At 65.7% G+C, this 23560-nt stretch carries 21 protein-coding genes and 1 pseudogene; 8 read left to right on the top strand and 14 right to left on the bottom strand.

Annotated elements, in window-relative coordinates; all coding sequences use genetic code 11:
- From MKL01_RS13345 to MKL01_RS13330, 4 genes are all read right to left on the bottom strand, one after another.
- Positions 1–812 (bottom strand): transposase (locus MKL01_RS13345; protein WP_243905703.1); only part of this gene is annotated, 812 nt, incomplete at its 3' end.
- A gap of 849 nt (positions 813–1661) precedes the next feature.
- Complete coding sequence (locus tag MKL01_RS13340; RefSeq protein ID WP_243905702.1) at positions 1662–1886, bottom strand: hypothetical protein; 225 nt, start codon at positions 1884–1886, stop codon at positions 1662–1664.
- Between the two features lie 423 nt (positions 1887–2309).
- Positions 2310–4232 (bottom strand): putative bifunctional diguanylate cyclase/phosphodiesterase, encoded by a 1923-nt coding sequence (locus MKL01_RS13335; RefSeq protein ID WP_243905701.1) that lies wholly within the window; start codon positions 4230–4232, stop codon positions 2310–2312.
- A gap of 643 nt (positions 4233–4875) precedes the next feature.
- Positions 4876–5556 (bottom strand): OmpW/AlkL family protein, encoded by a 681-nt coding sequence (locus MKL01_RS13330; RefSeq protein WP_243905700.1) that lies wholly within the window; start codon positions 5554–5556, stop codon positions 4876–4878.
- A gap of 538 nt (positions 5557–6094) precedes the next feature.
- Between MKL01_RS13330 and MKL01_RS13325 the strand changes: the two genes are divergently transcribed.
- From MKL01_RS13325 to MKL01_RS13315, 4 genes are all read left to right on the top strand, one after another.
- A complete protein-coding gene (locus tag MKL01_RS13325; RefSeq protein ID WP_243905699.1) occupies positions 6095–7009 on the top strand; it encodes a class I SAM-dependent methyltransferase in 915 nt (304 codons plus the stop codon).
- A 196-nt stretch (positions 7010–7205) separates the two neighbouring features.
- A complete protein-coding gene (gene opgC / locus MKL01_RS35725) occupies positions 7206–7886 on the top strand; it encodes an OpgC domain-containing protein (RefSeq protein WP_279604597.1) in 681 nt (226 codons plus the stop codon).
- Positions 7784–8233, top strand: coding sequence for an OpgC domain-containing protein (gene opgC, locus MKL01_RS35720; RefSeq protein ID WP_313901461.1), 450 nt, complete (start codon positions 7784–7786; stop codon positions 8231–8233). The genes opgC (MKL01_RS35725) and opgC (MKL01_RS35720) overlap by 103 nt, the downstream gene beginning before the upstream one ends.
- Before the next feature lie 319 nt (positions 8234–8552).
- Positions 8553–10631 carry a molybdopterin-dependent oxidoreductase gene (locus MKL01_RS13315; protein ID WP_243905698.1) on the top strand — a complete coding sequence of 693 codons (2079 nt, stop codon included), beginning with the start codon at positions 8553–8555 and terminating at the stop codon, positions 10629–10631.
- A gap of 70 nt (positions 10632–10701) precedes the next feature.
- On the opposite strand, the gene MKL01_RS13310 is transcribed toward MKL01_RS13315, so the two are convergent.
- The 9 genes and pseudogenes from MKL01_RS13310 to MKL01_RS13270 all read right to left on the bottom strand — a co-directional run bounded on the left by MKL01_RS13310 (position 10702) and on the right by MKL01_RS13270 (position 18895).
- Positions 10702–12480, bottom strand: a complete 1779-nt coding sequence (locus MKL01_RS13310; protein ID WP_243905697.1) for a c-type cytochrome — start codon at positions 12478–12480, stop codon at positions 10702–10704.
- A gap of 98 nt (positions 12481–12578) precedes the next feature.
- The gene (locus tag MKL01_RS13305) at positions 12579–13295 is read right to left on the bottom strand and encodes a hypothetical protein (RefSeq protein WP_243905696.1); all 717 of its coding nucleotides are present in this window, start codon (positions 13293–13295) and stop codon (positions 12579–12581) included.
- A 388-nt stretch (positions 13296–13683) separates the two neighbouring features.
- Positions 13684–14946, bottom strand: a complete 1263-nt coding sequence (locus tag MKL01_RS13300) for a DUF2325 domain-containing protein (RefSeq protein ID WP_243905695.1) — start codon at positions 14944–14946, stop codon at positions 13684–13686.
- A gap of 212 nt (positions 14947–15158) precedes the next feature.
- Positions 15159–15296: pseudogene (locus tag MKL01_RS13295) on the bottom strand (cyanase); the annotation flags it as partial.
- Between the two features lie 61 nt (positions 15297–15357).
- Positions 15358–16545 carry an NAD-dependent formate dehydrogenase gene (locus MKL01_RS13290; RefSeq protein ID WP_243905694.1) on the bottom strand — a complete coding sequence of 396 codons (1188 nt, stop codon included), beginning with the start codon at positions 16543–16545 and terminating at the stop codon, positions 15358–15360.
- 284 nt (positions 16546–16829) lie between these two features.
- A complete protein-coding gene (locus tag MKL01_RS13285; RefSeq protein WP_243905693.1) occupies positions 16830–17027 on the bottom strand; it encodes a hypothetical protein in 198 nt (65 codons plus the stop codon).
- 11 nt (positions 17028–17038) lie between these two features.
- On the bottom strand, positions 17039–17956 hold the full coding sequence (locus MKL01_RS13280) for a LysR family transcriptional regulator (protein ID WP_243905692.1): 918 nt from the start codon (positions 17954–17956) through the stop codon (positions 17039–17041).
- Between the two features lie 28 nt (positions 17957–17984).
- Positions 17985–18455, bottom strand: a complete 471-nt coding sequence (locus MKL01_RS13275; protein WP_243905691.1) for a hypothetical protein — start codon at positions 18453–18455, stop codon at positions 17985–17987.
- Positions 18456–18550: 95 nt separating this feature from the next.
- Positions 18551–18895, bottom strand: coding sequence for a winged helix-turn-helix domain-containing protein (locus MKL01_RS13270; protein WP_243905690.1), 345 nt, complete (start codon positions 18893–18895; stop codon positions 18551–18553).
- Positions 18896–19077: 182 nt separating this feature from the next.
- Here MKL01_RS13270 and MKL01_RS13265 point away from each other — a divergent pair, with 182 nt between their 5' ends.
- Positions 19078–20610, top strand: a complete 1533-nt coding sequence (locus MKL01_RS13265) for an aldehyde dehydrogenase family protein (protein WP_243905689.1) — start codon at positions 19078–19080, stop codon at positions 20608–20610.
- A gap of 45 nt (positions 20611–20655) precedes the next feature.
- Here MKL01_RS13265 and glp read toward each other — a convergent pair whose 3' ends face one another.
- The gene (gene glp / locus MKL01_RS13260) at positions 20656–21894 is read right to left on the bottom strand and encodes a gephyrin-like molybdotransferase Glp (RefSeq protein WP_243905688.1); all 1239 of its coding nucleotides are present in this window, start codon (positions 21892–21894) and stop codon (positions 20656–20658) included.
- Between the two features lie 245 nt (positions 21895–22139).
- Here glp and modA point away from each other — a divergent pair, with 245 nt between their 5' ends.
- Genes modA through MKL01_RS13245 form a run of 3 tightly spaced genes read left to right on the top strand, consistent with a single transcriptional unit; the run spans position 22140 to position 23454 of the window.
- The gene (modA, locus tag MKL01_RS13255) at positions 22140–22919 is read left to right on the top strand and encodes a molybdate ABC transporter substrate-binding protein (protein WP_243905687.1); all 780 of its coding nucleotides are present in this window, start codon (positions 22140–22142) and stop codon (positions 22917–22919) included.
- Between the two features lie 32 nt (positions 22920–22951).
- A complete protein-coding gene (locus tag MKL01_RS13250) occupies positions 22952–23161 on the top strand; it encodes a molybdopterin-binding protein (protein WP_091784862.1) in 210 nt (69 codons plus the stop codon).
- Complete coding sequence (locus tag MKL01_RS13245) at positions 23161–23454, top strand: hypothetical protein (protein ID WP_243905686.1); 294 nt, start codon at positions 23161–23163, stop codon at positions 23452–23454. The genes MKL01_RS13250 and MKL01_RS13245 overlap by 1 nt, the downstream gene beginning before the upstream one ends.
- Positions 23455–23560 lie beyond the last annotated feature (106 nt).

The following is a 23560-nucleotide window of genomic DNA, read 5'->3' as shown; positions in this document are numbered from 1 at the left end:
CTGTCGCCGGCGAGCCGTGCCGGGTAGAGGTCGAAGCGCTCGCGCGAGCGCACGATCATGCGCTTGGCGGCTGTGACCTCGGCCTGCCGGATCGCGGTGGTCGGCTCGACGTCCACGATGACCGCGTGGTCGAGGTCGATCAGGTCGTTGGCCGCGTAGGCGAAGTAGGCTAGCCCACCGTCCGCGCCCGTCCAGCGCGCAGCCGGGTCGGCGGGGGAGACGAGCTTGGGCACGACCGGCGTCGCAGCCCCGAACGCGACGTCGTCGAGCACGGCCAGGTACTCCCGGGCGGCGCGGCTGACGCTCTCGGGTGGCAGGCCGTTCGTACCCTCGACACCCTTCTGCCGGTTGGCATCGGCCTTGATCAGGCTGGCGTCGACCGCGAAGCCCTCGCCGCCCACGAGCCCCTCGGCGATGCAGCGGGCGAGCACGGTCTCGAACAGGCGCCGCAGCAGGTCGCTGTCGCAAAAGCGGCCATGGCGGTTCTTGGAGAAGGTCGAATGGTCCGGCACCCGGCCGTCGAGCCCGAGCCGGCAGAAGCAGCGATAAGCGAGGTTGAGGTGGACCTCGTCGCACAGGCGGCGCTCGGAGCGGATGCCGAAGCAGTAGCCGATGAGCAGCATGCGGATCATCGACTCAGGGTCGACCGAGGGCCGGCCCGTCGAGTTGTAGAACGGCTGCAGGTGCGCGCGCAGGCCCGACAGGTCAACGAAGCGGTCGATGGCGCGCAGCAGATGGTCGGCGGGGACGTGGGTATCGAGCGAGAACTCGTAGAACAGGGCGCCCTGCTCGACTTGCCGAGGTCCCATCATCTGCTTCGGTCTCCGCCTCTCGACAGGAGTGAATCACCTCACGACTACCGCTGCAACACCGAGTTGTTCAACAGAATCGGCGCAAGGCCGAAGGTGCGGTTTTGAGTGGCGAGTTACGGTTCGGTGGAGGCCCCAGGGCCGCGCGGCACCAGGATAGCGCGGCTTCTGGAATTATCTTGCAATCTCAATGACGGAGGTGCTCGCAGTTTCATTCTGTCTAGCGCGCCAACAAAATCAGTAACTTAGCTTGATTTTACTGGCGCGATGGCTCAGTAACCTCGACTTTGGCCTAATAAGCAATCCGGTGTTTTCTCGGCCTTGGGCGGTTTTTGGCAGTACCCGCCCCTTCCCCTCACCGCCATCAGAGCAGCACGACGAAGCCGGAGAACGTGAGGGCTGATACCAATCCTCATTGATCAGGACCCATGGGCCCATGGGTCCTGATCAATGAGGATTGGCATTACCGTCCTTCAGAGAGGGGTTCCGGTTCGGCACTTATCCGTAGCCCGACCGCGCGACCAACTCCCGGAGGCATGGCGAAGGTGGAAGTCCTGCGGGACGGCGTCGCTGCAGCGCCAAGGTCGGCGCGACGGCCTTCGTCACGTTCGCTCATCTCACCGTGATCGCCGACCCGGCGCGGAAGGGCAGCGAGCCCGAACTTTTGTTCCGCGTGCTGACGGTACCGCTGACCACGCGCTGACGCGTACGGCGGCCTCGCGCGTCAGCGGCGCGGATCCCGGGCTGCGCGATCGGGCCCCCCCCGGATCCTGCAACCGAGGTTTGCGGCAGCGCCCGAGAAGACGCACCATGCGTCGTATTCGTTCGTCGACCTTCGCCCCGTCCGCCGGATCAAACCGATGATCGCCGATCCAATCGTTCGGCTGTGTTGTTCACGTAGCTGAGGCAGCGACGTCGTGCCTGCTTATCCTTTACCAGCTCGAAATCTCGAAGCAGATCAGCAACCTCGATCAGGTTTTCGACCTGCGCCTCCAAAATCGCATCCGGAAGACGAAATGTTCCGTCCGGGATACCGAGCGCGCTCGCGATTCGCGCGTATGCAAATCCTACATCCACCTTTTTTGCTCCGCTTGGCATGACGTCAAGAGTGTATCCAGCATGGGCACATTCAATTTACGAAGCCGTGCGAACCTCGCACGATCCACCGCTCGTCCGGACGAGGCGGAGAGATGGCCGAGCCGGCGGCAGCCCGAGACAGAGATCGCCAGGCTCGGGTGCAGAGGCCGGCCGAGGCCGAACCCGCTCGCGGCCGCGCTGTCGAACGGGTGGGACCCGCCGGAGCGTGGCCGCCGCATCATGCCGGCTCACCAAGGTTCATCGCGCGTCCGTTCACCGCGTGCGGACAAAGCCCGCGCACTTCGGGGGAGGGTCGGTCCAGTCAAACGAAATTCCGGCGCCGGGCAGCCGATCCGCCGATCGCACGATGTGCCGTAGCTGGGCGCCGACACGGCAGCCATCGAAACCTCCGGTGAAGTCGCCCTAACCCGCCCGTCTCAGAGCCATGCCCGCGGGTTTGGAAATCGGGCGTTCGTAGGCCTCCGCCGATGCAGGCCTCCCGAGATGGTAGCCCTGAAGGTAATCCACCTCGTGCTCCATACATAGGCGACGCTGGTCCTCCGTCTCAATCCCCTCAACGACGATGGCGCATCCGGTGCCGCGCACGAGTGCGACGATGCTTTTGAACATCTCAGAACCCTTAACAGTATTCGTCGCATGCAGGAATGATCGGTCCAACTTCACCGCGTCGAACTCGACCTCTCGAACACAGGACAGGCCGGCAAATCCGGTGCCGAAATCGTCGAGCCATACCTGTACCCCGAGCAGCCTCAGCTCGCGGATGTTCTTCAAGACGTCGGGCTGGTCCTCGATCTGAAGGCTTTCGGTGATCTCGATCGCGAGCCTGCACGGTGAGACGCCGGTGTCGCCAAGGATTTTAGCTACCAGCAAGGAAAAGCTCGGCTGCCTGAGCTGGACCGGTGAAACGTTGACGCTTACCGACGGGACCGCATCCGTCGCGAGAAGCTGCCGACAAGCCGTCGCGATAGCCCAGAGGCCGAGTCTCACGATGACACCCATCCGTTCAGCCAACGGAATGAAGACGGCCGGGGATATGGGTTTGCCGGTCGGGGTCGTCAGGCGCATCAGCGCCTCGGCACCGATGATCTCGCCCGAGGATGCGTCCAGGATCGGTTGATAGACAAGGGATACGATCTTTCGCTCCTCCGCCGTGCGGAGCAAATCGGCCAGATTTTCCTCGGCCTCCGCCTGCACTGAACCGTCACGACTGAACACGCGTACGCAATTCCTACCGCTTGCTTTGGCATCGTAGAGCGCCCGATCGGACTCGGTGATCAATCTCTCCACCCGCGTGCCCGGAACGTCTTGACTGAAGGCGGCGCCGACACTCACCGTGACAATCGCGGCGCCGTCGGGCCGCTGATCGTGCGCGATAGCCAAATCCTCCACCGCGCGCCGGATCGTTTCCGCGATGCGAGCGACGTGCTCGCGGTTCGGAGACGGGGCGACAAGAATGAACTCTTCGCCACCGAAACGGCCGACCATGTAGCCGTTCTCCGCGCTGGCGGCCGCCATGGCGTCGGCGACGGCGCCCAGGCAGCGGTCGCCTTCCTGATGTCCGTAGCGGTCGTTGTAGATCTTGAAATAATCGACGTCGACCAGCACGACCGCGAAGCTGACGCGCTGGGCCTGCCAATCCCGCCAGTAGGCGCGGAGTTCCTCGTCGACGGCGCGCCGATTTGCCAACCCCGTCAGGGCGTCAGTCGTCGATAGCCGAAGCAGGGCTGCGCCGCGCTCCAACGCTTCTTTCTGGCGGATCTCCGCACGCGCGGAGTTAAGAAAAACCAGGAAGCGCTCCGAGTTCAGGCTCCAATTCACGTATAGAGTTAGAATATAAGTAGAAAGATACAACGCCGCGATCGCGACAACATACTCAACGCCGCTGTAGCGATTTAGGATGATGTCACTTTGCGACAATAATAATATTGTGGATGATGAAACTACGGCAATCGAAAATCGAAAGTTAAAGAATACGTTTTGTCCGATCATGAATATCACGCCGTATGTCGCATAATATGTCATGTTGCTCTGGTACGCACTAAAATGAGAAATCGCGAGCCATATTACGTACGCAAGCACGGTGGCGGACGCACAGTGCAGCTCGATGTACAGGGAGCGCACCCCGGCTCTGAACAGGGTTTCCGTCCCTGCGATAAAGATGGCCCCTATGGCCATTCGCGCGAGGAGATCGAGTACGAACACGTCGTTGACGAGGATGTAATCGGTGAACGCGAACAGGACATAGACCGCGCCGGCGACATGTGCGGAGATCCGGGCGCTCCGCCGCCGCCACTGCTCTCGCTCGGCGGCATAGAGAGCCTTCACCGCACGACAGCTCCGCACGTACCACGGCCTGCCCAGCTCCGCGTCGAGCAAATCCGGAAGAGGCGGTCCCATCGCCGTTTCGATCCAACCCTTGCCGACTGTCTCACTCGCTCGAAGCGCGCCGTGGTCCGGAATCGGACGACCCGCGAGAGGAGTAAAGCGCAGGCAGGATGAGCGGCAGTCCTTCACAGATCCTTAGCGAGTGCCAGGTTCGGAACCCGTTCCATTCCCGCCCTGCCACCAAGGTTGTTCAAGCTTACCGAGGAATGACTTTCGGCCGGATTATCGTACGCTCCGGCGAAGCACACCGAAGTTCCCGTCGAAGCAATCGATAATTGCCGCGACCGACGACCGAGAGCACCCGGGGGAGATCGACGAATGACTGCGATCGAGAGGATGGTCGCTGCCCTTGTCTCGGATCCTTCGCCGCCATGGTCAACGCGCCCCACCGCCGACCGCAAAATGCCCCGCACACGGGCTTCCGCTCTGGCTTCACCCGCGGCAGATCAACGGATGCCGGCAAGCGTGCCGTCCCCGAGCCGCCGACCTCTCGGCGGCTACCGTCCCCCTCCCCCGGGTCGGGCAGTCCGAAACGACCGGGACCGGAGGGTGGCCGCCACGCGGCCGCGACCGGGGAAGGCTCTCAGTATCGGTAGGTCACCCCGGAGTGCAGGACGACCGGATCGAGACTCACGCTTGAACGGACCGGAAGGCCGGACAGGTAGCCCCTACTCGTCGTCGTCACGAAACCTTTCTTGATATCGAGGAACACTCCCCAGTGCGAATCGAACATGAGGTCGAACCCGGCCTGCAGAACGGGCCCGACGGCGTCGTCCGTCCGGTAACGACGAACGAGCCGATCCTCGTCGGCGAAAATCAGGAGCGCCGCGACGCCGGCTCCGACGTAAGGCCGAAGAGCCCCGAGGCCGTCGAAGTGGTAGTGGACCGTCGCGGAAAAGGGGCCGCCCCGTGACTTCCCGATGGTGCCGGAGCCGCTCAACGCGCCCGACGCCTCGACCTTCGAGAGGGGCGGAACGCCACCGCTGACGGACATGGCGATATCGGGCGTCAAGAAGTAGCCGGCCTCGGCGGCGGGTGTCGCGCGATCGCCGATCTTCACCGCAGCACCTGGAACCGGCGTGCTGGCAAGGCTGATCCGCGCACCGGGATCGTTGAAGATGCCGGCCAAACCGACGTGCAGATAGAACGACGGCGGCGCAACTGCCGGCACCGTCCGAGCACCGGTGTCCGCAGGATCGGCGGCCCAGACGGCCGTCGTCGTGAGCAGGGACGACGAAATCGTGGCGAAACCCCGCATCGACATTTGGTACTCCGCCTCCTGGATCCGACAGGCTTGCGGCACCTACATAATCGACAAGTGATTAAGAACACCTTCGTTGCGCGAAGCTTATCCGGGCGATCGAGCGGATGCGCAGGCAAGCGCTCTTGGTTCGAGACATTGCTCGCCGACGCGGCTTAAGACGACCGATGAGGCGCGCATCGTCGATGTCGCGCCGGCTCCCTGCCGCTGGACCGTTCCCGGGCCCCGGTGAGAGGCGCGGCCCCTGGGTCCCGCGTGATCCCTCCGCTGGCTTGGCAGTCGCAGGCACGTCGCCCCGCCGGTCGAACCGTACCGCTCCGGGCTCCTTCGAGGGGGACGCTCCAGCGACGCACGCGCTGCTCTTCTCACAATCTGTCGGCCTTGCCCAGCAGGCGAGAGAACCCGGATAACATGAATGAGGGAATTTTAACCATGCTCAAAAAATAGAATGGATTTGGTGCATCGATATCGTTGTGGTTAACAGGACCTATATGATACGCAATCTTCGGGGTTAACACACATTAACCTTTCGGAGTAGAACGTGGATCGATTAAAGTCCGTCCTGACCGAGGCCTATGAAAGACTTTCAGCAGAGCCTGAGCTCGGCGTCATAGACTGGCTCGCAACCGAGCTTGGAACATCGTTCGATGAGGCGATCACGGGCGGTGATTTGGAGGGATTTCAAACCTCCTGCCGTTCTCATCCGCTCTCGCAGATCCTGTTGATGGATCCGTATGCGCGGCGCGCATTCGAGAAGCCGCGCGGCTATGCGGGCGACGCGGTCATGCTTGACTATATATACAGGCCGGTACGATCTTCCTTGGACGGGCTAACCGGCGTCATACACGAAGCGACGACGAGCTTGCCGAATGCCAAAAGTATCCTGTGGCGCCAGGACTACTTGGCCAACCTGATAAAAGAGACCATGATCTCCCGGGAGACTGCGGAAGTCCTTTCGGTGGCCTCAGGCCACATGCGGGAGCTGGATCGCCTCAGAGACATCACCAGAGATACCAACGTCAGATTCACTGCGCTCGACCAAGATCCGGCCTCCATCGCCGAAGCTCGAGCGACCTATGGCGAATACGCCATATCTGGAGAGACGAAGAGCTTCGCGTCACTTATCAGGGAGCGGGTCGTCCCCAAGCGATACAATTTGATATACTCCGCGGGGCTTTTCGACTATCTGCAATACAATACGGCGATCGCCCTCATCAAGGCAATGTTCGCTCGCCTGGAACCCGGCGGCGTTCTTTCGATAGCGAATTTCACTCGGGACAGTCACGGTCGTGGGTTCATGGCCGGTTTCATGGATTGGTGCCTCGTTTACCGGAACGAGGAAGAACTGAGATCACTTGCCGACGCCGCGTGTCCGAAAGCCTCCCACCGAATATTCCGGGATCAGCCCCGCAACGTCGTCTACTTGGAGGTCTTCGCGGATCGCAACGAACAATGAAAGTTGAGGCGGGTGTTCCCGCATCCTCGCGAGCGCTCATCTCCTGCTCATGGACGGCTCGGTGTCGAATACGGTTGCCGCTCGTGGATGCGGCCGGGTTGAGGCCCGGTGAGGGCCCGGCTTTCCCTCCCGTGAACGAAGGGCACGGTACCGTCCCCGATCTCCCACCTTCGTGCCGGGAGCGCTCCGCGATGCCATGCGGACCGTCGCTCGTCTCAGCGGCCTCATGGGAGCCGCCGAGGATGCGGCCAAAATCTTCGTGCTGCTGGCTGGCTACTCGTCGATGATCGCCTATGGCGGCCTGTTCCGAAGGGCCGGGATGTGGCCGACGCTCACTAGCATCGCTCGGCGCTGCCTACGCATCTGCGTGTTCCAGGCCGGGCTGCCGCTCGCCACCCTGCTGATCGTCCGGATCTGGATGGATCACACCGGGATCACCCCGCGCTTTGGTGTCGCCCCTCTGCTCCAGGCCGGATTGCTGCAGGCCGTTTTCCGTGGATTAGCGCTGAACGCGCTTCCGAATTACCTCGACATCCTGCCGCTCTACGTCCTGTTGCTCGCTCTGTTCCCGGCCATCTACTTAGGGATGCAGTATCGGCTCTGGGGCGTGCTCACCGTGTCAGGCGCGCTGTGGCTTTTGGCCAACATCGATTACCGGCTGAACCTGCCGAACGCGACAGCCGTAGACGATGGCTGGTACTTCAACCCGTTTGCGTGGCAGTCCTTGTTCGTGCTCGGAGCGGCCTTGGCTCTCGCGTGCGCGCCGGGGACTGTCTGCTGCCGCGATGTGACTGGGCGAGAGCCGCGGCCAGGGCTTATCTGGCCTTCGCCCTCCTCCAGGGAAGATCCTGGACGGAATGGGGGCTGCCGGACCTGAAGCCGCTGGCACTGATGCAGCCGGACAAGGGCCACGTCGCGCCTCTGCGCCTCCTCGATATCCTGGCGCTGACCTACCTCGCGTTCAGCTCTGAGGCGGTTCGGCGTTTATCCACCCGACCCTGGCTGAAACCGATCGACGCTTGCAGCCGTCACTCGCTGGAGATCTTTGCGACAGGATGTCTCGCGGCCTTGGTCGGCCGCATGTCCTACCGGACCTTCGGACCCGTCTGGCCGCTGCAGATCGTGATGAACCTGGGCGGGATAATGCTGATGCTGGTTCTCGCCAACATCATCGACGTTCGTGCGCGCAGGCGCGCCGCATACGAATGCAAACCCACGCGCTGAGCAAACAGCGCCTTTGCGCGTGATGGGATATGAGGCTGTCTCGCCTTGGCTGCCGGGTAGCGTCCGCTTACGGGACCTCGTCATCGCCAGCTGAATGGCCGAGATGGGCGCCAAGCCGAACGTCCGGTCTTGCGCGCGACAGCGCTCCGGCGTGACGTAGTCTGGCCGAAAGCGGCTGGTCCGCTTCGGAGAAAGTCCGCCGGAACAGCGGACACGGGCTACGTTGCTGGACGCTCGACAGGCACGGAAGCTGCTCCCACTCGCCATCCCGGTGCGGCGCGACTACGGTCGTCCGCGCTGCCTGAGCAAAGTCGCACTGATGCCCAAGATCCGCTCCTCCGTCTGCCCGCACGACTGCCCCAGCACCTGCGCGCTGGACGTCGAAGTCCTAGACGGAGCGAGGATTGGAGCGGTGCGCGGCGCGGACAACCCGTATACGGGCGGGGTGATCTGCAACAAGGTTGCCCGCTACGCCGAGCGGATCCACCATCCGGACCGCTTGCTCTACCCGCTCCTGCGCACCGGCGAGAAAGGTAGCAGCACGTTCCGCCGGATCGGTTGGCACGAGGCGCTCGACCGTGTCGTGGCCGGCTTCCGTGCGGCGACCGAGCACCACGGCAGCGAGGCCGCTTGGGCCTACAGCTCCGGCGGAACGATGGGCCTCGTGCAGCGCGACGGCATCTTCCGGCTGCGCCACGCCATGCGCTGGTCCGGCCGCAAAGGTACGATCTGCTCCATGATCGCTGGCGCCGGCTGGACCGCTGGCTGTGGCCGCATCTCGGGCTCGGACAGCCGGGAGATGGCGGTCGCCGACCTGAACGTGCTGTGGGGCACCAACCCTGTCTCCACGCAGGTCAACGTCATGTCCCATGTCACGCGCGCCCGAAAGGAGCGCGGCGCAAAGCTCGTGGTGATTGATCCGTACCGCACCGGCACCGCGGCGGCGGCCGACCTGCACCTCGCCGTCCGGCCCGGAACGGACGCAGCGCTCGCCTGCGCGGTGATGCACTGCGCCTTCCGCGACAGCCTTGCCGACCGCGCCTACATGGCGGACTACGCCGACGATCCGGCGGCGCTCGAGGCGCATCTGGCGACGCGCGGGCCCGCTTGGGCGGCCGAGATCACCGGGCTAAGCGTCGCGGAGATCGAGGGTTTCGCGGCGCTCTACAACGGCACGCCGCGGGCCTACATCCGCTGCGGCTACGGCTTCACCCGCGGGCGCGGGGGCGCCGCGGCGATGCACGCCGTGACCTGCCTGCCGACCGTCACCGGCAAGTGGCAGCACGAGGGCGGCGGCGCGCTGTTCACCAACAAGGGCATCTTTGCCTGGGACAAGTCGCTGATCGAGGGCACGGCGCTCCGGGACCCCACGATCCGCGAGCTCGACATGAGCCGCATCGCCAGCGTCCTGACCGGCGATGCCGACGCGCTGCAGGGCGGTCCCGGCGTCCACGCCCTGCTCGTGCAGAGCGGCAATCCCGCCTCGGTCTGCCCCGACAGCAACCGGGTGCGGCAGGGGCTGCTGCGCGAGGATCTGTTCACCGTCGTGCACGAGCAGTTCATGACTGAGACGGCGCGTTACGCCGACATCGTGCTGCCCGCGACCATGTTCCTGGAGCACGACGACATCTACCAGGCCATGGGCCACAGCCACATCCAGATCGGGCTTGCGGCCATCGACCCGCCCGGCGAGGCGATCTCCAACCACGACCTCGTCTGCGCCCTGGCCCGTGGCTTTGGCCTCGACCACCCGACCTTCGCGATGACCGCCCTGGAACTGACGGACGCGACGCTGCGCGCCTCTGGCTACCCGTCTGCCGCGGAGATGGCCGAGCTGCGCTGGCTCGACGTACAGCTGCCGTTCCGGTTCGCTCACTTCCTCGACGGGTTCGCGCATCCGGATGGCCGGTTCCGCTTCCGGGCCGACTGGCGGGCGCTGGGGGACACCGAGGACCGGCTGTCCCCGCTGCCCGACTGGCTGCCGCTGATCGACGGCGCGACCGGCGACCGCCCTCTGCGCCTCGTCACCGCCCCGGCCCGGCAGTTCCTGAACTCGACCTTCACGGAGACGCCGAACGCCCGCAAGCGCGAGGGGCGCCCGCAGGTGCTGATCGCCCCAGAGGACGGCGTCCGCTTCGGGATCGCGGACGGGGTGCTCACCCGTCTCGGCAATGACCGCGGCGAGGTGGTTTTGCATGCCCGGCACGTGCCGGGCCAGCGGCCGGGCACCGTGGTGGTGGAGAGCATCTGGCCTGCCGCCTCCTTCGGAGGCCTGGGCCATGGCATCAACGTGCTGACCTCGGACGAGCCCGCGCTCCCGTCCGGGGGCGCAGTCTTCCACGATACCGCCGTGTGGATACGGTCGGAGGCCGAAGCCGTGACGACGGTCGCGGCCTGACACCTGCCAGGCATGACGACAAGGAAGCCCGGTGTCTGCCGCCGAACGGGCGGTTGACCCAGGCTAGCCCTCAGTTCTGTCGCTGGCCGAGAGCCCACACATAGGCTGCCACCGCCTTCAGGTCGGCCTGCGAAAGCTCCACGCCGCCCATCGGTGGCATCGCGTTCTGGTGCTCCTTCGGATCGGGCACGCCGGTGGCGATCGTGTGCTCGATGCCGGCCAAGCTGCCGTCGCTCCAGAGCCAATGGCCGCTGGTGAGATCGGCCCCCACGGGTGAACCCTTGCCGTCCGATCCGTGGCAGCCGCCGCAGGTGGCATCGACTACTTCGCCGTGGAAGATCCGCTCCCCGAGCGCGACTTGCTCGCGCGTCGCGCCCTTCGGCACCAGCAGTGCGGCGACCGTGCGGCCGGCATCCGGGTGCATGCCCTCCGGCGGCGGCCCTTCCGTGGACGCGGCCGCCGCATACCGCGGGCTCGGCGCGGCGTCGACCGCCACGTTCGGGTCACCGCCCGCGTAGGTCACGCGCCAGATGCGGCCCTTCACGTCGTCGGAGATGTAGAGCGCCCCGTCCGGCCCGACGGCAAGGCCAGACGGCCGGTATTCCGCCCGGCCGGGCTCCTTGACCGGACCGGCGAAACCATCGGCGAAGACGACGAACTCGCCCGCCGCCTTGCCATCCTTGAAGGGCTGGAAGACGACGCTGTAGCCACCCTGGGGGCCTGGCGCCCGATTCCAGGAGCCGTGGAAGGCGATGAAGGCGCCGTCGCGATAGGCCTTCGGGAACGCCGTCTCGGTCCCAGACCCGACGTAGAACTTCATATCATTGGGCGCCCAGTGCGCCGGGAACCACGCCACCGGCCCCTGCCGGTCGGCGCACAGCCCGACCTTGCGACCGCCGTCGCCGCCGTATTCCGGGGCCAGCACCAGCTTCTTCTGCGCCGGGTCGAAGTAGCATTCCGGCCAGCCGTAAACGGCGCCTTGCTTCAGCTCAACCACCTCCTCGGAGGGTAGCTCGTAGCCCTGCTTGGCCGTGTAGAGCTTCGGCCAGTCCTCGTGGAGCTGATCGCGACCGTGCTGCGTGGAAAAGGCCCGGCCTTGCGCGTCGAGGGCGATGCCCTCGCCGTTGCGGATGCCGGCGGCATACCGCTCGGCGGGCGTGAACGTCTGATCTCGCCCCTTCGCATCGTAGCGCCAGATGCCGCCGCGCGTCTCCTTCTCGGTGCACGGCTCGTTGCCGGGCGACCCCGGAACGCGGTTCTTCACCTCGCAGGCGTTCGTCGCCGAGCCGAGATCGACGAGGAGATCGCCCTTCGGGGTGATCGCGAAGGGGTGCATCGGGTGATCGCCTGTCAGCGGCAGGGCTGAGACGACGACCTCCCCTTTAGCCTTGGGCGCCACCTCACCCGTCTTCAGGGGGTAGCGCATGATGCGGTCGTTGCTCTCGGCGTAGACCGCGCCCTGGTACAGCGCCAGCCCGGTGCCGCCGTGGCCGCCCTCGGCCGGGCTCTCGCCGAAGCGCTCCGTGACGTCGGCCTTGCCGTCGCCGTCGGTGTCCTTGAGCGCGACCAGGAAGCCGCCCGGCGGTGGCGTGTCGTTCTTGTAGTACCGGCCGCTCCAGGTGTTGACGTAGAGTGTGCCGTTCGCCGCCACGGCCATCTGCCGGGCATGGCCGATCCCGTCGGCAAAAATCGTAGCGCAGAACCCGGCTGGCAGGCTGAGCCCGCCCGTGCCGGGCGTGCATGCCGTGTCGGCAGCCCGCGCGGGCGTAATGGCTGACCAAGCAGCCAGGAGGGCGATCGACGCGACACCAGCCGAGACGGCACGGTTCGACGGATGGATACGGGGCATGATGGGTCCTCTCGGAACGCTGCGACAAGCCACGATTGCAGGAACTAGGGCGAAGGCGGCCGGACGGCCTGGGACCGCGCCTCGCGCGGCGGCACACGTCACGGGGAGTCCAGCGGTACGGTCAGCACCCGGAACGGCAGGTCGGGCTTCGATCCCTTCCGCGCCGGGTCTGTGATTATGGCGAGCTGCCCGACCGTGATGAAAGCCGTCGCGCCGACCTTGGTGGCGCCTGTGACACCGCCAGCTATGCCATCCCGCAGGACCTCCACCTTCGCGGTGTCACCCGAGAAGGTCACGCAATCGAGCCGGCCGCCGCCCTCGGCCATGAGGAAGGAGCCGTCGCCGAGCGGCCGCAGGCCATCCGTGAGGACCAGCGGACGCGAGGGCGTCAGCGGCGTTACCTTGCCGGCCTGCCCATCCTTCACATCGATCCGGAACAGCTTGGCCGTGGTGAAGGTGTCGACATAGAGGTTGCCGTCAGTGCCGAAGGCGATGCCATCAAGCCCGGCCTCCTTGCCGACGGGCGCGAACAGCGGGTCGCTCTTCCAGACCTCAAGCGTCTGCGAGCCGAACTTCAAACGCAGGATCTGCGGTCCCAGCGTGTTGGTGACATAGGCCGCCCCATCCGGTCCGATCGCGATGTCGTTGCAGATGGCTGGGCTGACCGGGAACGGCGCGCTGACCTTGCCGGCACCCGTCTTCAAGTCAAAGCCCTTCAGCGCGGCGCCCTTCACATCGCTCGGCCCTTTGATGCCGAGCGCCGAGAGATCGTTCGAGCAGACCCAGAGCGTGCCCGAGGCCTCGTCGGCGAGCACGCCGAAGGTCGAGCGCGTCTCGAACGCTCCGGGCGCGATCCAGACCTCGTTCGAGGCCGCACCCGGCTTGATCCGCGTGACGCCGCCGCCCGCGAAGTTGCTGACGTAGAGCGTGCCGTCTGCGGTTGCCGTGATACTCTCAGGATGAGCCGCATCCCCAGGCAGTGTGATGTCCTTCGGAGTGGCCAAAGCCCCTCCAACTGCGGCTTGGATCAGAAAGCCGGCGAGAAGCGTCACGCCGAGCTTCCGCAACGGCGCGCCTCGCGAAGACGGGTTGCACACCTTCGTTCGCATCATTGCCGAACCTTTTGCATTCCGCGCGGGGCCCCCGCGCCCGCGCCGGGATCGCCGCGTCGCCCATCGGCAACCCGGAGATCCGATTGGGACCTCAGGAGACGCTTGCGCAGATCGCGGCGGGTGCGATCGCGTGCACGAAGCTCGCGAGACTGGCGCTGCGCACCGGCCGAAACGGTTTGCCGTTCGTCTCGCAGGCACGTTTCACCATGCCGATCGCCTCGTGGCTGACGCACTCGACTGGGAACAGCACCAAATCGCTCCTGCCGACGAGACCGGGCAGGAGAGACATGTTCTCTTCGATGCCGCCGTCGTGGCTGAGCAGTCGCCCACCGCGCGCTTCGACGAACCGGCGCAGCTGTGCCACCTGTCGCGGACGGCCGCCGACGTAGAGCAGTGTGCGCTCCGCGAGGGCATCATTCCGGTCGGCGCGGTAGGGTGACGGGTCGGCGTCGATCGGCTCGTTTGCGGCTGCCAGCACGGCTTCGACCGCAGCCAGTTCCGCCTCGACCGCCCGACGGCGTGCCGCTTCGGCTTCAAGGTCGGCGCTTAGCTTGCCTGTGGCGTGCACCAGAACGGCCACCTTCTCTTCGAGGGCCTCCGCATGAGCGCGCGCCCGTTCGAGATGTGCAGTCAAGCTTTTCACACTCTCACGGACCGATTCCGCCGGCTCGGTGACGGCGATGCGGGAGAGCGCCTGTTCCGCCGCGATAACGCGGTTGCGGGCACTCAAGCCGTCGCGCTGCTCCATCAGATCGACGACGCGGCCCTCCAGAGACGCGATTCGCTCGTCACGCTCCGCGAGATCGGCCTCGAGTTGGCGCAGGCGTCGGATGTCGGCCCGGTTCGACTGGCCGACCAAATGCGAGAGCATGTGCACCTCGCCGAACACGTCCTGCACGAGGGGCCAGTCGGTGGCCGGGTGCGTGATCGCCGCCCAGTAGGCACCGGGGATTTCGCCGCGCTCGACGGAGGCCCGCCAGAGCGCCCGGACCGCGTCGGCGGTGCGCGCCTCGGCGAAGCGCTCGATCTCCCGCTCGTGCCGCCGGTCGAGGGCCTTCTGGAGCAGGCGACCGCCCCCGTCCTTCCGGCCGGCAATTTGTACGATCTCGCCGTGCAGCCGATGCTCGGTGATCGTTCGCGCATCCGGTCGCCCGAGCTTGGCCAGGATCGCGCGGGCTTCTGCGTTGGTCAGGCAGGTGCCGACGATCGAGCAGTGCAGAGTCTCGGCCAGTTCCCAAATCCGATCACGCGGCTTGTCGGCTGGATCCGCACAAGGCGAGGGAACGAAGGCGGGATGGCCGCCCGACACGAGCGCGCGCAGTGCGGGACCGTCGAGATGGGCATGTGGCGGCACCGGCCTCTCCCCCAAGCGCTATATCCATTCATATATAGCACTCTGCCAAAACCGACACGATCTGCCTAGGGGGCTAATTGATTGCGTCGGTCGAGCCGGTCTGCGGCGGCGGAAACAAAGACAGGAGGTGCCCTCCCCCACAGCCCGCCAGCCTTCCGGGATCTACGTTTCCTTGAAGCCGTATTCCAGCGTGTCATCGTCGTTGCCGTAGGCAGCTTCATCTGGCCCATGCAGGCGGCGGTGATCAGGAACGGCGACAGGCCGCCGATCTCCTCGTGGATGCGCTTCCAACTCCAGCCATTCTCGCGCTTTATGTCGAGCAGCTTCTCGGTGAGATCTTCGCGCTTCATGAGTTCTCAGCCTCTGTGAACGATCAGAGCGGCCGGCCCTTGCCTGGCCGGCCGCCTGCACTCAGATCTCGGCCATTTTCTCCTTGCCGGCGTCGCTCACGCTGTAGGAGCGCGCCCCGACGCCGGCGAGTTTGCCACCCTGAACGATTAGGTACTCGTCGCGGATGGGACGGCCTTCGAAGTAGCATTCGAGGATCTCGCGCGTGCCGGCCGCATAGCGCGCCTGGGCGGAGAGCGAGGTGCCGGAGATGTGCGGCGTCATCCCGTGATGCGGCATGGTCCGCCAGGGATGGTCCTTCGGCGCTGGTTGCGGGAACCAGACATCGCCGGCGTAGCCCGCGAGCTGTCCGGACTCGAGGGCACGCACGATGGCGTCGGTGACCGCGAGCTTGCCGCGGGCGGTGTTGACGAGGTAGGCGCCGCGCTTGAACAGCTTCAGCGTCTCGTCGTTGATCATGCCCTCCGTCTCCGGATGCAGCGGGCAGTTCAAGGTCACGACGTCGCAGACGCCGTACATCTCCTCGCAGCTGGCGTGCCACGTCAGGCCGAGTTCCCGCTCGGCGCTCTCCGGCAGCCGATGGCGATCGGTGTAGTGCAGGTGCATGTCGAAGGGCTTGAGGCGCTTGAGCACCGCGAGGCCGATGCGGCCGGCGGCGACCGTGCCGACATGCATGCCCTCGACGTCGTAGGAGCGGGCGACGCAGTCGGCGATGTTCCAGCCGCCCTTCACGACCCACTGGTGGGAGGGGATGTAGTTGCGCACGAGGCCGAGGATCATCATCACCACGTGCTCGGCGACGCTGATCGAGTTGCAGAAGGTCACCTCCGCGACCGTGATGTTGTGCGCGTTCGCGCCATCGAGGTCCGTGTGGTCGGACCCGATGCCGGCGGTGACGATGAGCTTGAGCTTCTTCGCCTTGGCGATGCGCTCCTTCGTCATGTAGGCCGGCCAGAACGGCTGGGAGATCACGATCTCGGCGTCGTGCAGATGCTGATCGAGGACGGAACCCTTCCCTTCTTTCGAGGAGGTTACGATCAATTCGTGGCCGAGCCCTTCGAGGTAGGGACGCAGACCGAGTTCACCTGAGACGCTGCCGAGTAAGTGGCCCGGCTGGAAGTCGATGGCCTTCGGGGTCGGCAGGGTCTGTCCGTCGGAGTAGCACTCGATCTTCGGCAGGTCGTCGCGCGCGTAGGATTTCGGCATCCCGTCGACGGGATCGTCGTAGAGGACGAGAACGATTTTGGCCATGAGATTTCCCCTTGCTCGAAGACAAAGGAGACGACGACCGGCAGCGCGACTTGAGGCGCCTTCTTCGCAACTTTGATCAGACCGGACGTTTCCCCGCACACGCTTCGTGAGAACTGTTCCTGTCTCGACTGCAGCGGTACAAGGTCATCTTCCCGGTCGACCTAAGTCGAAGCAAATTGATTTTCGAAATTGCTTGATCGAAATCGTCGATCATGCATCCTAGGCTCGGTCGGAGCCGGATATCCGCCGATCGGGCGTGGTGCCGGAGCGAACTGCGTTCGAGATCAATGCCTTGTCAGGGCGCGGAGATCTTCTCGTTTCACCACCAGCTCTGCCAAGTCCCGCCGGTAGAGATCGAGGCTTGCTTGTCTTCGGGTCTTGAAGGCCGCGTACAGGCTGCCAACATCCGGCGCACGCATCGCGATCAGGATGCTGTCCCGCACCGCCGTGATGTCGCGCTCGATCTGCTCGAGTTCGGTCATGGAGACATCCTTCATGCCGGTCCGGAGAGGTCGGCGAGGGTCATGTCGCAGCCCGCATCGAGGACGATTCGGAACAGCGCAGCGGCCATGGGCGGCAGCGGGTCGCGCTCGGACAGGACGAGGCCGACCGACTGGCGGTGTGCAGGCTCGACCAAGTCGCACATGGCGAGGTCGGTCGTCCCGCCGAACAAGTGGCGGAAGGTGTGCGGGACGATGCTGGCGAAGCCGCCCTGGCGCAGGTGCGCGCAGATCCCGAGGAATGAATTACTGGTCACTGCCGGCGCCAGCCTGAGGTCGAGCGAGGCGGCGAGGCCGTCGAGGATGCGGCGGTTCTGCATGTCCTCGCTCAGGAGGCAGAGCGTGCATCCGGCTGCATCGGCCCAGGATACAGTGTCTCGCCCGGCCAAGGGATGGTCGGCGCGCATCGCCAGGACGTACCCCTCGCGGTAGAGCGGCACGCGCCGCACACGTTCCAGGGGCTCGTTGTCGAGATAGGTCAGCCCGGCCTCGATCTCAAAATTGTCAAGCGCGCGCTGGATCTCGCGGGAGGAAAGCGAGCGGATCTCGACACCGGCCTCCGGATGGGATTGCCGGAACCGGACCGTGAGGAGACCGACCGCACCCATTGCCGCCGGCACGACGCCGAGGCGCAGCACGCCGCGCAATCCCGCCCGCAAGCCGGAGAGGTCCTCACGTAGGCTGTCGTAGTCGATCAGGATCTGCCGCGCCCAGGCGAGCAGGTGCTCGCCCTCGACCGTGAGGCCAAGATAGCGCTGGCTGCGCACGACCAGCGGAACCTGAAGATTTTCCTCCAGCTTTCGGATCGCGGCCGACAGGGTCGATTGGGTGATGTTGCAGGCATGGGCGGCACGGGCGAAATGCTTCTCGCGGGCGAGGGCCACGAAGAAATGAAGGTGCCGCGCGAGCATCGAACGCCGCCTCCGCTGTCGGGCCGGGTCAGTTGACGAGCCCGTCCGTCCGGGCGCTGGCGGCCAGGAGCGTGCGACCCAGTTCCGCGAGCTGATCGCGCTCGAAATTGAAGGCCAGTGCCGTCGCCCCGACGCTGAAGACCAGGACAGGCTCGCCGCGCCCGTCGTCGCCGAGGGTGATGAGATCGACGGGGAAGGGCCGGGCCAACGTGGTGGACGGCTCCTGTTCTGATCCACTGCGACTGAGTGCCTGTCCGCCCAACGCGATCAGCAACCCGACCACGGATTGTACGTCGTTCCGGCATAGGACGATCTCGTTCACCTCGTGATCGTCGACGATGATCTGGAGACGGATGCGGTTTCCGTCCGTACTCGTATCGCCCAGCACCTGCGTCACGACCGGCATGCGCTTCCCCTCGACCGCCGATCTGCGCCGGCGCCGGCTCACACCGAGCGGCAGAGCGTCGGCAGGCGGCTCGGTGATCCGGACCGCGCCCATCGTTATATTCAATGTGATATACCGATCAAGCAGGAGGCCGGCCGAAGGGCGGGGCGCGCAAGGGGGTAGGCGCACCAGCTGGCTGGGGGAGGCGTTCAGGTCCCACTGTGTGCGGACAGGGCGATGCGCGCTAGAAACGGTGCCGCTGCCCGGTCGGCTGCCCGCTCGATCGCGCGGTAATGGGCGACGAGATCGGCCCCGAAGGCCGACAGCCGCGCGCCCCCACCGGCCTTGCCGCCGATCTGTGCCTCGATCACGGGCTGGCCGAATCCTTTATTCATCTCCTCGATCAGCAGCCAGGCGCGGCGGTACGACATGTCGAGCGCGCGCCCGGCAGCGCTGATGGAGCCGTGCTCTGCGACCATCTCCAGGAGCTGCACCTTGCCCGGACCGATGCGGTTGTCGGGTGCCAAGTCGATCCGAATGCTGAGCCGGGCCATCGCGTCCTTCCTCGAACCCACAGCGTGTCTACCATCCCCACGCGCCACTATCATGCACGGATGCGGTTGCCCCCTTTGACGACCGCTATATCCTAACGTGCACATCGCCCGGATGCGGCTGCCCCGCCCTCGCGGCTTGGTTCACGCTCCGGTTGACGATGGGAATAGGGAGACACCAAGCCATGAACGTCCGTGCCGACATTCCGGCCCTCTCGCCCACCATCCCGCCCGCGATCCGCGACTGGCTGTCGAAGGACCGCACACTCCTCATCGACGGCAAGTGGGTGCCCGCTCGATCGGGCAAGACTTTCGACGTCACGGATCCCGCCACCGGCGAGGTCATCGCCAAGGTCGCCGAGGGCGACAAGGCCGACGTCGATGCTGCCGTGAAGGCGGCGCGCCGGGCCTTCGAGACCGGCCCCTGGCCCAAGATGACGCCCTCCGCACGCGGACGCCTGCTGCATCGGATCGGCGACCTGATCCTGGAACATGCCGACGAGCTCGCCGCCCTCGAGGCCATCGACAACGGCAAGCCGATGGCGGTCGCCAAGGCCGCCGACGTGACCCTGTCGGCCGATATGTTCCACTACATGTCCGGTTGGGCCACCAAGATCGAGGGCAAGTCGATCCCGATCTCGGCACTCGCGGCGCCGGGCTCGGACTTCTTCTCGGTGACGCGTCCCGAGCCGATCGGCGTGGTCGGCCAGATCATCCCGTGGAACTTCCCCCTGCTGATGGCGGCATGGAAGCTCGCGCCGGCGCTGACCACGGGCTGCACGGTGGTGCTCAAGGTCGCCGAGGAGACGCCGCTCTCGGCGCTCCGCCTCGGCGAGCTTCTGCTGGAGGCCGGCCTGCCAGACGGCGTGGTCAATATTATCGCCGGCTTCGGCGAGACGGCGGGCGCAGCGCTCGCCGGCCACCCGGATGTCAACAAGATCGCGTTCACCGGGTCCACGGAGGTCGGCAAGCTGATCGTCAAGGCCGCTTCGGGGGACCTGAAGCGCGTGTCGCTGGAGCTCGGCGGCAAGTCGCCCAACATCATCCTGCCCGACGCCGACCTGTCACTGGCCATTCCGGGCGCCAACGCGGCGATCTTCTTCAACCACGGCCAGTGCTGCAACGCTGGCTCGCGCCTGTTCGTGCACCGCTCGATCTTCGACAAGGTGGTGGAGGGCATCGCAGCTGAGGCCGGCAAGATCAAGCTCGGCCACGGGCTCGACGCGGGCACCGAGATGGGTCCACTCGTCTCCGCGGTCCAGTACGAGCGGGTGACCGGCTACCTGGAGGCCGGCCGTAGCGAGGGCGCCAAGACGATCGGGTGCGGTAACGCCGTTCCCTCGGGCAAGGGCTACTTCGTGCCGCCGACGATCCTCACCGACACCAACCCCGGCATGAAGGTGGTGCGCGAGGAGATCTTCGGGCCGGTGCTCGTCGCCACGCCCTTCGACGAGGTCGACGACGCGCTGATCGCTGAGGCCAACAATACGGTCTACGGGCTCGCGGCCGGCGTCTGGGGCAAGGACACGGGTCGGGCCCAGCAGATCGCGCATCGGCTCCGGGCCGGAACGGTATGGATCAACTGCTACCACGTCTTCGACGCCGCCCTGCCGTTCGGCGGCTACAAGCAGTCCGGCTGGGGGCGTGAGATGGGCCAGGCGGTGCTGTCGAACTATCTGGAGACTAAGGCGATTACCACGCGACTGGGAACGCTCTGACGACCACGCCGGCCCCGTCTGATCAAGGGGCCGGCGGCCATCCCGTCAGAAGCCGGCGACGGTGTCGAACCGGACGATCTCGACGCTGTCGCCGGTACGGGCTGCGGGCGCCGACGCCGGTCTCACGGCGACGGCGTCGGCGGCCGCCAAGCTCGAAAGCATCGCGTTGTCCTGCGAAGGCAACGCTTTGAAGGTCAGACAACTGTTGGCCTCCCGGTCGATACGGCCGCGAAGAAAGGTCGTTCGAGGTCCGACCGCCGCGATAGGGGCGCCGAGGACCGCCCGCTCACGAACCGCGTCCTGACGACCAGCACCACCAAGGAGCGCTATGGCGGGCTTGAGGAAGACGAGTGCGGCGATCATCGCGGCGCAGGCGTTGCCGGGCACCCCGAGGATCGGAAGCGATCTCACGGTTCCGAACAGCGTCGCCTTCCCTGGTCGCATCCGCACCTTGTGGAACGCAGCCTCGAAACCCAGTCCTGCAAGCGTCCGGCTCAAGAAGTCGAAATCGCCGACGGATGCCCCGCCTGATGTCACCAGAAGGTCCGCATCGACGGTCGATAGGATCCGAGCCAGGGCATCGGGATCGTCGCGCACGATACCGAGGTCGATCGGTATGCCGCCCCAGGCACGGACGAGGGCTTTCAGCGTCGGCCGATTGGCGTCGATGATCTGTGGGCCGCTGCCGGGCGTCAGCGACTCTGACAGCTCGTCGCCCATCGAGAGGACAGCGATCCGCGGCCGACTGTAGACCCGCGCGTGAAGATGCCCCGACGAGGCCAGCAGGCCGATGTCACGTGCGCCCAGCCGGCGACCAGCACGGACGATCGGCTGACCCCTCTCGAAGTTGCTGCCCGCAGCTCGGATATGGCGACATGGCTCGGCACCCGGTCGGAGGACGATCCGTCCATCGACCTGCTCGGTGAGCTCCTGGATCACGACGGTATCGGCACCCGGTGGAATCGGCGCCCCGGTGAAGATGCGGTGGCAGGTACCGGGCGAGAGCAGAGTGCCGACGGTGTCGCCGGCCTTGATGGCGCCTGTACAGGGCAGCGGCACGCCGGCGTCGTTCCAGCGAAGGGCGTAGCCGTCCATTGCGGCAACCGGAAACGGTGGCGCGTCGAGCCGAGCGACGATGTCGATCGCGGCCACACGGCCCAACGCATCGTCGAGGACTACGCTTGCAGCGCCTACCCGATGGAGAAGTGCCGCCATCCGATCCAGTGCCGTCCCTACCTCGACCAGCTCTGCGACACCGCCCTCCGATGGCTTCGTCGCCTCCACCTCGTCCTCCCCGGATTGTCTGTCGATTCCGCAGTCAGCACTACCCGCGGTTATGCATCGTCGTATATAGCGATTCCGCGAGTTGGGGCTGTACGGTTCGCGCCTCCGCGGCAACCCGACCTGCCCTAATCGGACGTCGAGATCGAGATCTCACACTCTGGCATCTTCACGGCCTCGCTTCCGAAGGTGGCCTGAGCCAAATTGTCAGCGTGCCATCCCCACTACCGAGCAGGAACCCCACTCGCATGCACCGCCTGATCCGCTCCAGTCTGATCGCCGCACTGCTCCTCGCCGCCGGCGCGGCGCAGGCGGCCGAGACCACGACTGTTTTTGCGGCGGCCAGCCTCAAGAACGCCCTGGACGATGCCGGCAAGGCATTCACCGCGCAGTCAGGATTCGCGATCCGATCGAGCTACGCCGCGTCGTCCGCTCTCGCCCGGCAGATCGAGAGCGGGGCGCCTGCCGATCTGTTCGCCTCGGCTGATCTCGAGTGGATGGACTACCTCGCCAAGAAGAACCTCATCCGCCCGGACACGCGGGTGAACCTGCTGAATAACCGCTTGGTCGTGGTCGCACCGAAGGATGCGAAGGAGTCCACGATCGCCTTCACGCCGGAGGGTTTTGCCAAGGCGCTGGGCGTGGACGGTCGGCTCGCCACCGGCGAGGTCAATTCCGTGCCGATCGGCAAGTACGCCAAGATCGCCTTCGAAAAACTCGGCCTGTGGGCCGGTATCCAGCCGCGGCTCGCCCAGGCCGACAACGTCCGGGCCGCTTTGGCCCTGGTCTCGCGCGGCGAGGCTCCGCTCGGCGTCGTCTACGAGAGCGACGCGAAGTCGGATCCGAGCGTGAAGGTCGTGGGCGTGTTTCCGGCGGACAGCCACCCGCCGGTGGTGTACCCGTTCGCCGTCACCGCGGACGCGAAGGGGGATGGTGCGAAGCGTTTCCTGGACTTCCTCCGGAGCGCAGCGGCCAAGCCGTTCTTCGAGGCTCAGGGCTTCAGCGTCATCGACGGTGGCAAGAACTAACCAGCCCGAAACAGGCCAAGAAGGCGAACATCGTGAAGATCAGCGCGCGCAACATTATCAAGGGCACCGTGGCTGCGATCGAGAAGGGCGCCACCACGGCGCACGTGAAGATCGAGATCATGCCTGGGCAGATCGTCACTGCCGCAGTCACCAACGAGGCCGTCGACAGCCTCAAGCTCGTGGTCGGCGGTCCGGCCTACGCCGTGATCAAGGCGTCCGACGTCATGGTCGCGGTCGACTGATGATGTCGGGATCCCGCGCCATCCTGACGTTCGGACTGATGGTCTGCTGCATCGGCCCGGCCGTGGCCGAGGATGCGCCGGCGTGCGCGAGCTTCGCTTGGTCGGTGGCGCGGGATCGCACCGCGTTTGCAGCCACGAACCTGCCCCTGCTCGCCTCCGGATCGACCTTGCCGGCTGGCACGGGGGCGGTGCAGGTAGCGTTGAAGCCGGCGGCGGACGTGGCGCTGCCGGTTCAATCCGAGAGAATGGCAAAGCCAGGTGACCTGACCGGTATTTTGGACCGAGCCGATTGAGAGGCTACTGCATGGTGGCGGCGATGGGTAGCCGGAAGGCCAGATCCGGGTAGCTGACAGGCGCGGGCGGCCGATAGCCCAGGGACGAATGCGGCCGGACGCGGTT

The sequence above is a fragment of the Methylobacterium sp. J-070 genome (assembly GCF_022829385.1).
Lineage (GTDB): Bacteria > Pseudomonadota > Alphaproteobacteria > Rhizobiales > Beijerinckiaceae > Methylobacterium.
Note: the sequence above shows the minus strand (reverse complement) of the source record. Positions and strands in the feature narration are given on the sequence as shown.

What these genes read in the sequence shown, in the direction of transcription:
- MKL01_RS13330 (WP_243905700.1), bottom strand. Translation starts at nt 5,556, where the DNA reads ATGTCGATGCGGGGTTTCGCCACGATTTCGTCGTCCCTGCTCACGACG.
- MKL01_RS13270 (WP_243905690.1), bottom strand. Translation starts at nt 18,895, where the DNA reads ATGGCCCGGCTCAGCATTCGGATCGACTTGGCACCCGACAACCGCATC.
- MKL01_RS13310 (WP_243905697.1), bottom strand. Translation starts at nt 12,480, where the DNA reads ATGCCCCGTATCCATCCGTCGAACCGTGCCGTCTCGGCTGGTGTCGCG.
- MKL01_RS13265 (WP_243905689.1), top strand. Translation starts at nt 19,078, where the DNA reads ATGAACGTCCGTGCCGACATTCCGGCCCTCTCGCCCACCATCCCGCCC.
- MKL01_RS13290 (WP_243905694.1), bottom strand. Translation starts at nt 16,545, where the DNA reads ATGGCCAAAATCGTTCTCGTCCTCTACGACGATCCCGTCGACGGGATG.
- MKL01_RS13315 (WP_243905698.1), top strand. Translation starts at nt 8,553, where the DNA reads ATGCCCAAGATCCGCTCCTCCGTCTGCCCGCACGACTGCCCCAGCACC.
- MKL01_RS13285 (WP_243905693.1), bottom strand. Translation starts at nt 17,027, where the DNA reads ATGACCGAACTCGAGCAGATCGAGCGCGACATCACGGCGGTGCGGGAC.
- MKL01_RS13280 (WP_243905692.1), bottom strand. Translation starts at nt 17,956, where the DNA reads ATGCTCGCGCGGCACCTTCATTTCTTCGTGGCCCTCGCCCGCGAGAAG.
- modA (WP_243905687.1), top strand. Translation starts at nt 22,140, where the DNA reads ATGCACCGCCTGATCCGCTCCAGTCTGATCGCCGCACTGCTCCTCGCC.
- MKL01_RS13275 (WP_243905691.1), bottom strand. Translation starts at nt 18,455, where the DNA reads ATGGGCGCGGTCCGGATCACCGAGCCGCCTGCCGACGCTCTGCCGCTC.
- MKL01_RS13245 (WP_243905686.1), top strand. Translation starts at nt 23,161, where the DNA reads ATGATGTCGGGATCCCGCGCCATCCTGACGTTCGGACTGATGGTCTGC.
- opgC (WP_279604597.1), top strand. Translation starts at nt 7,206, where the DNA reads ATGCGGACCGTCGCTCGTCTCAGCGGCCTCATGGGAGCCGCCGAGGAT.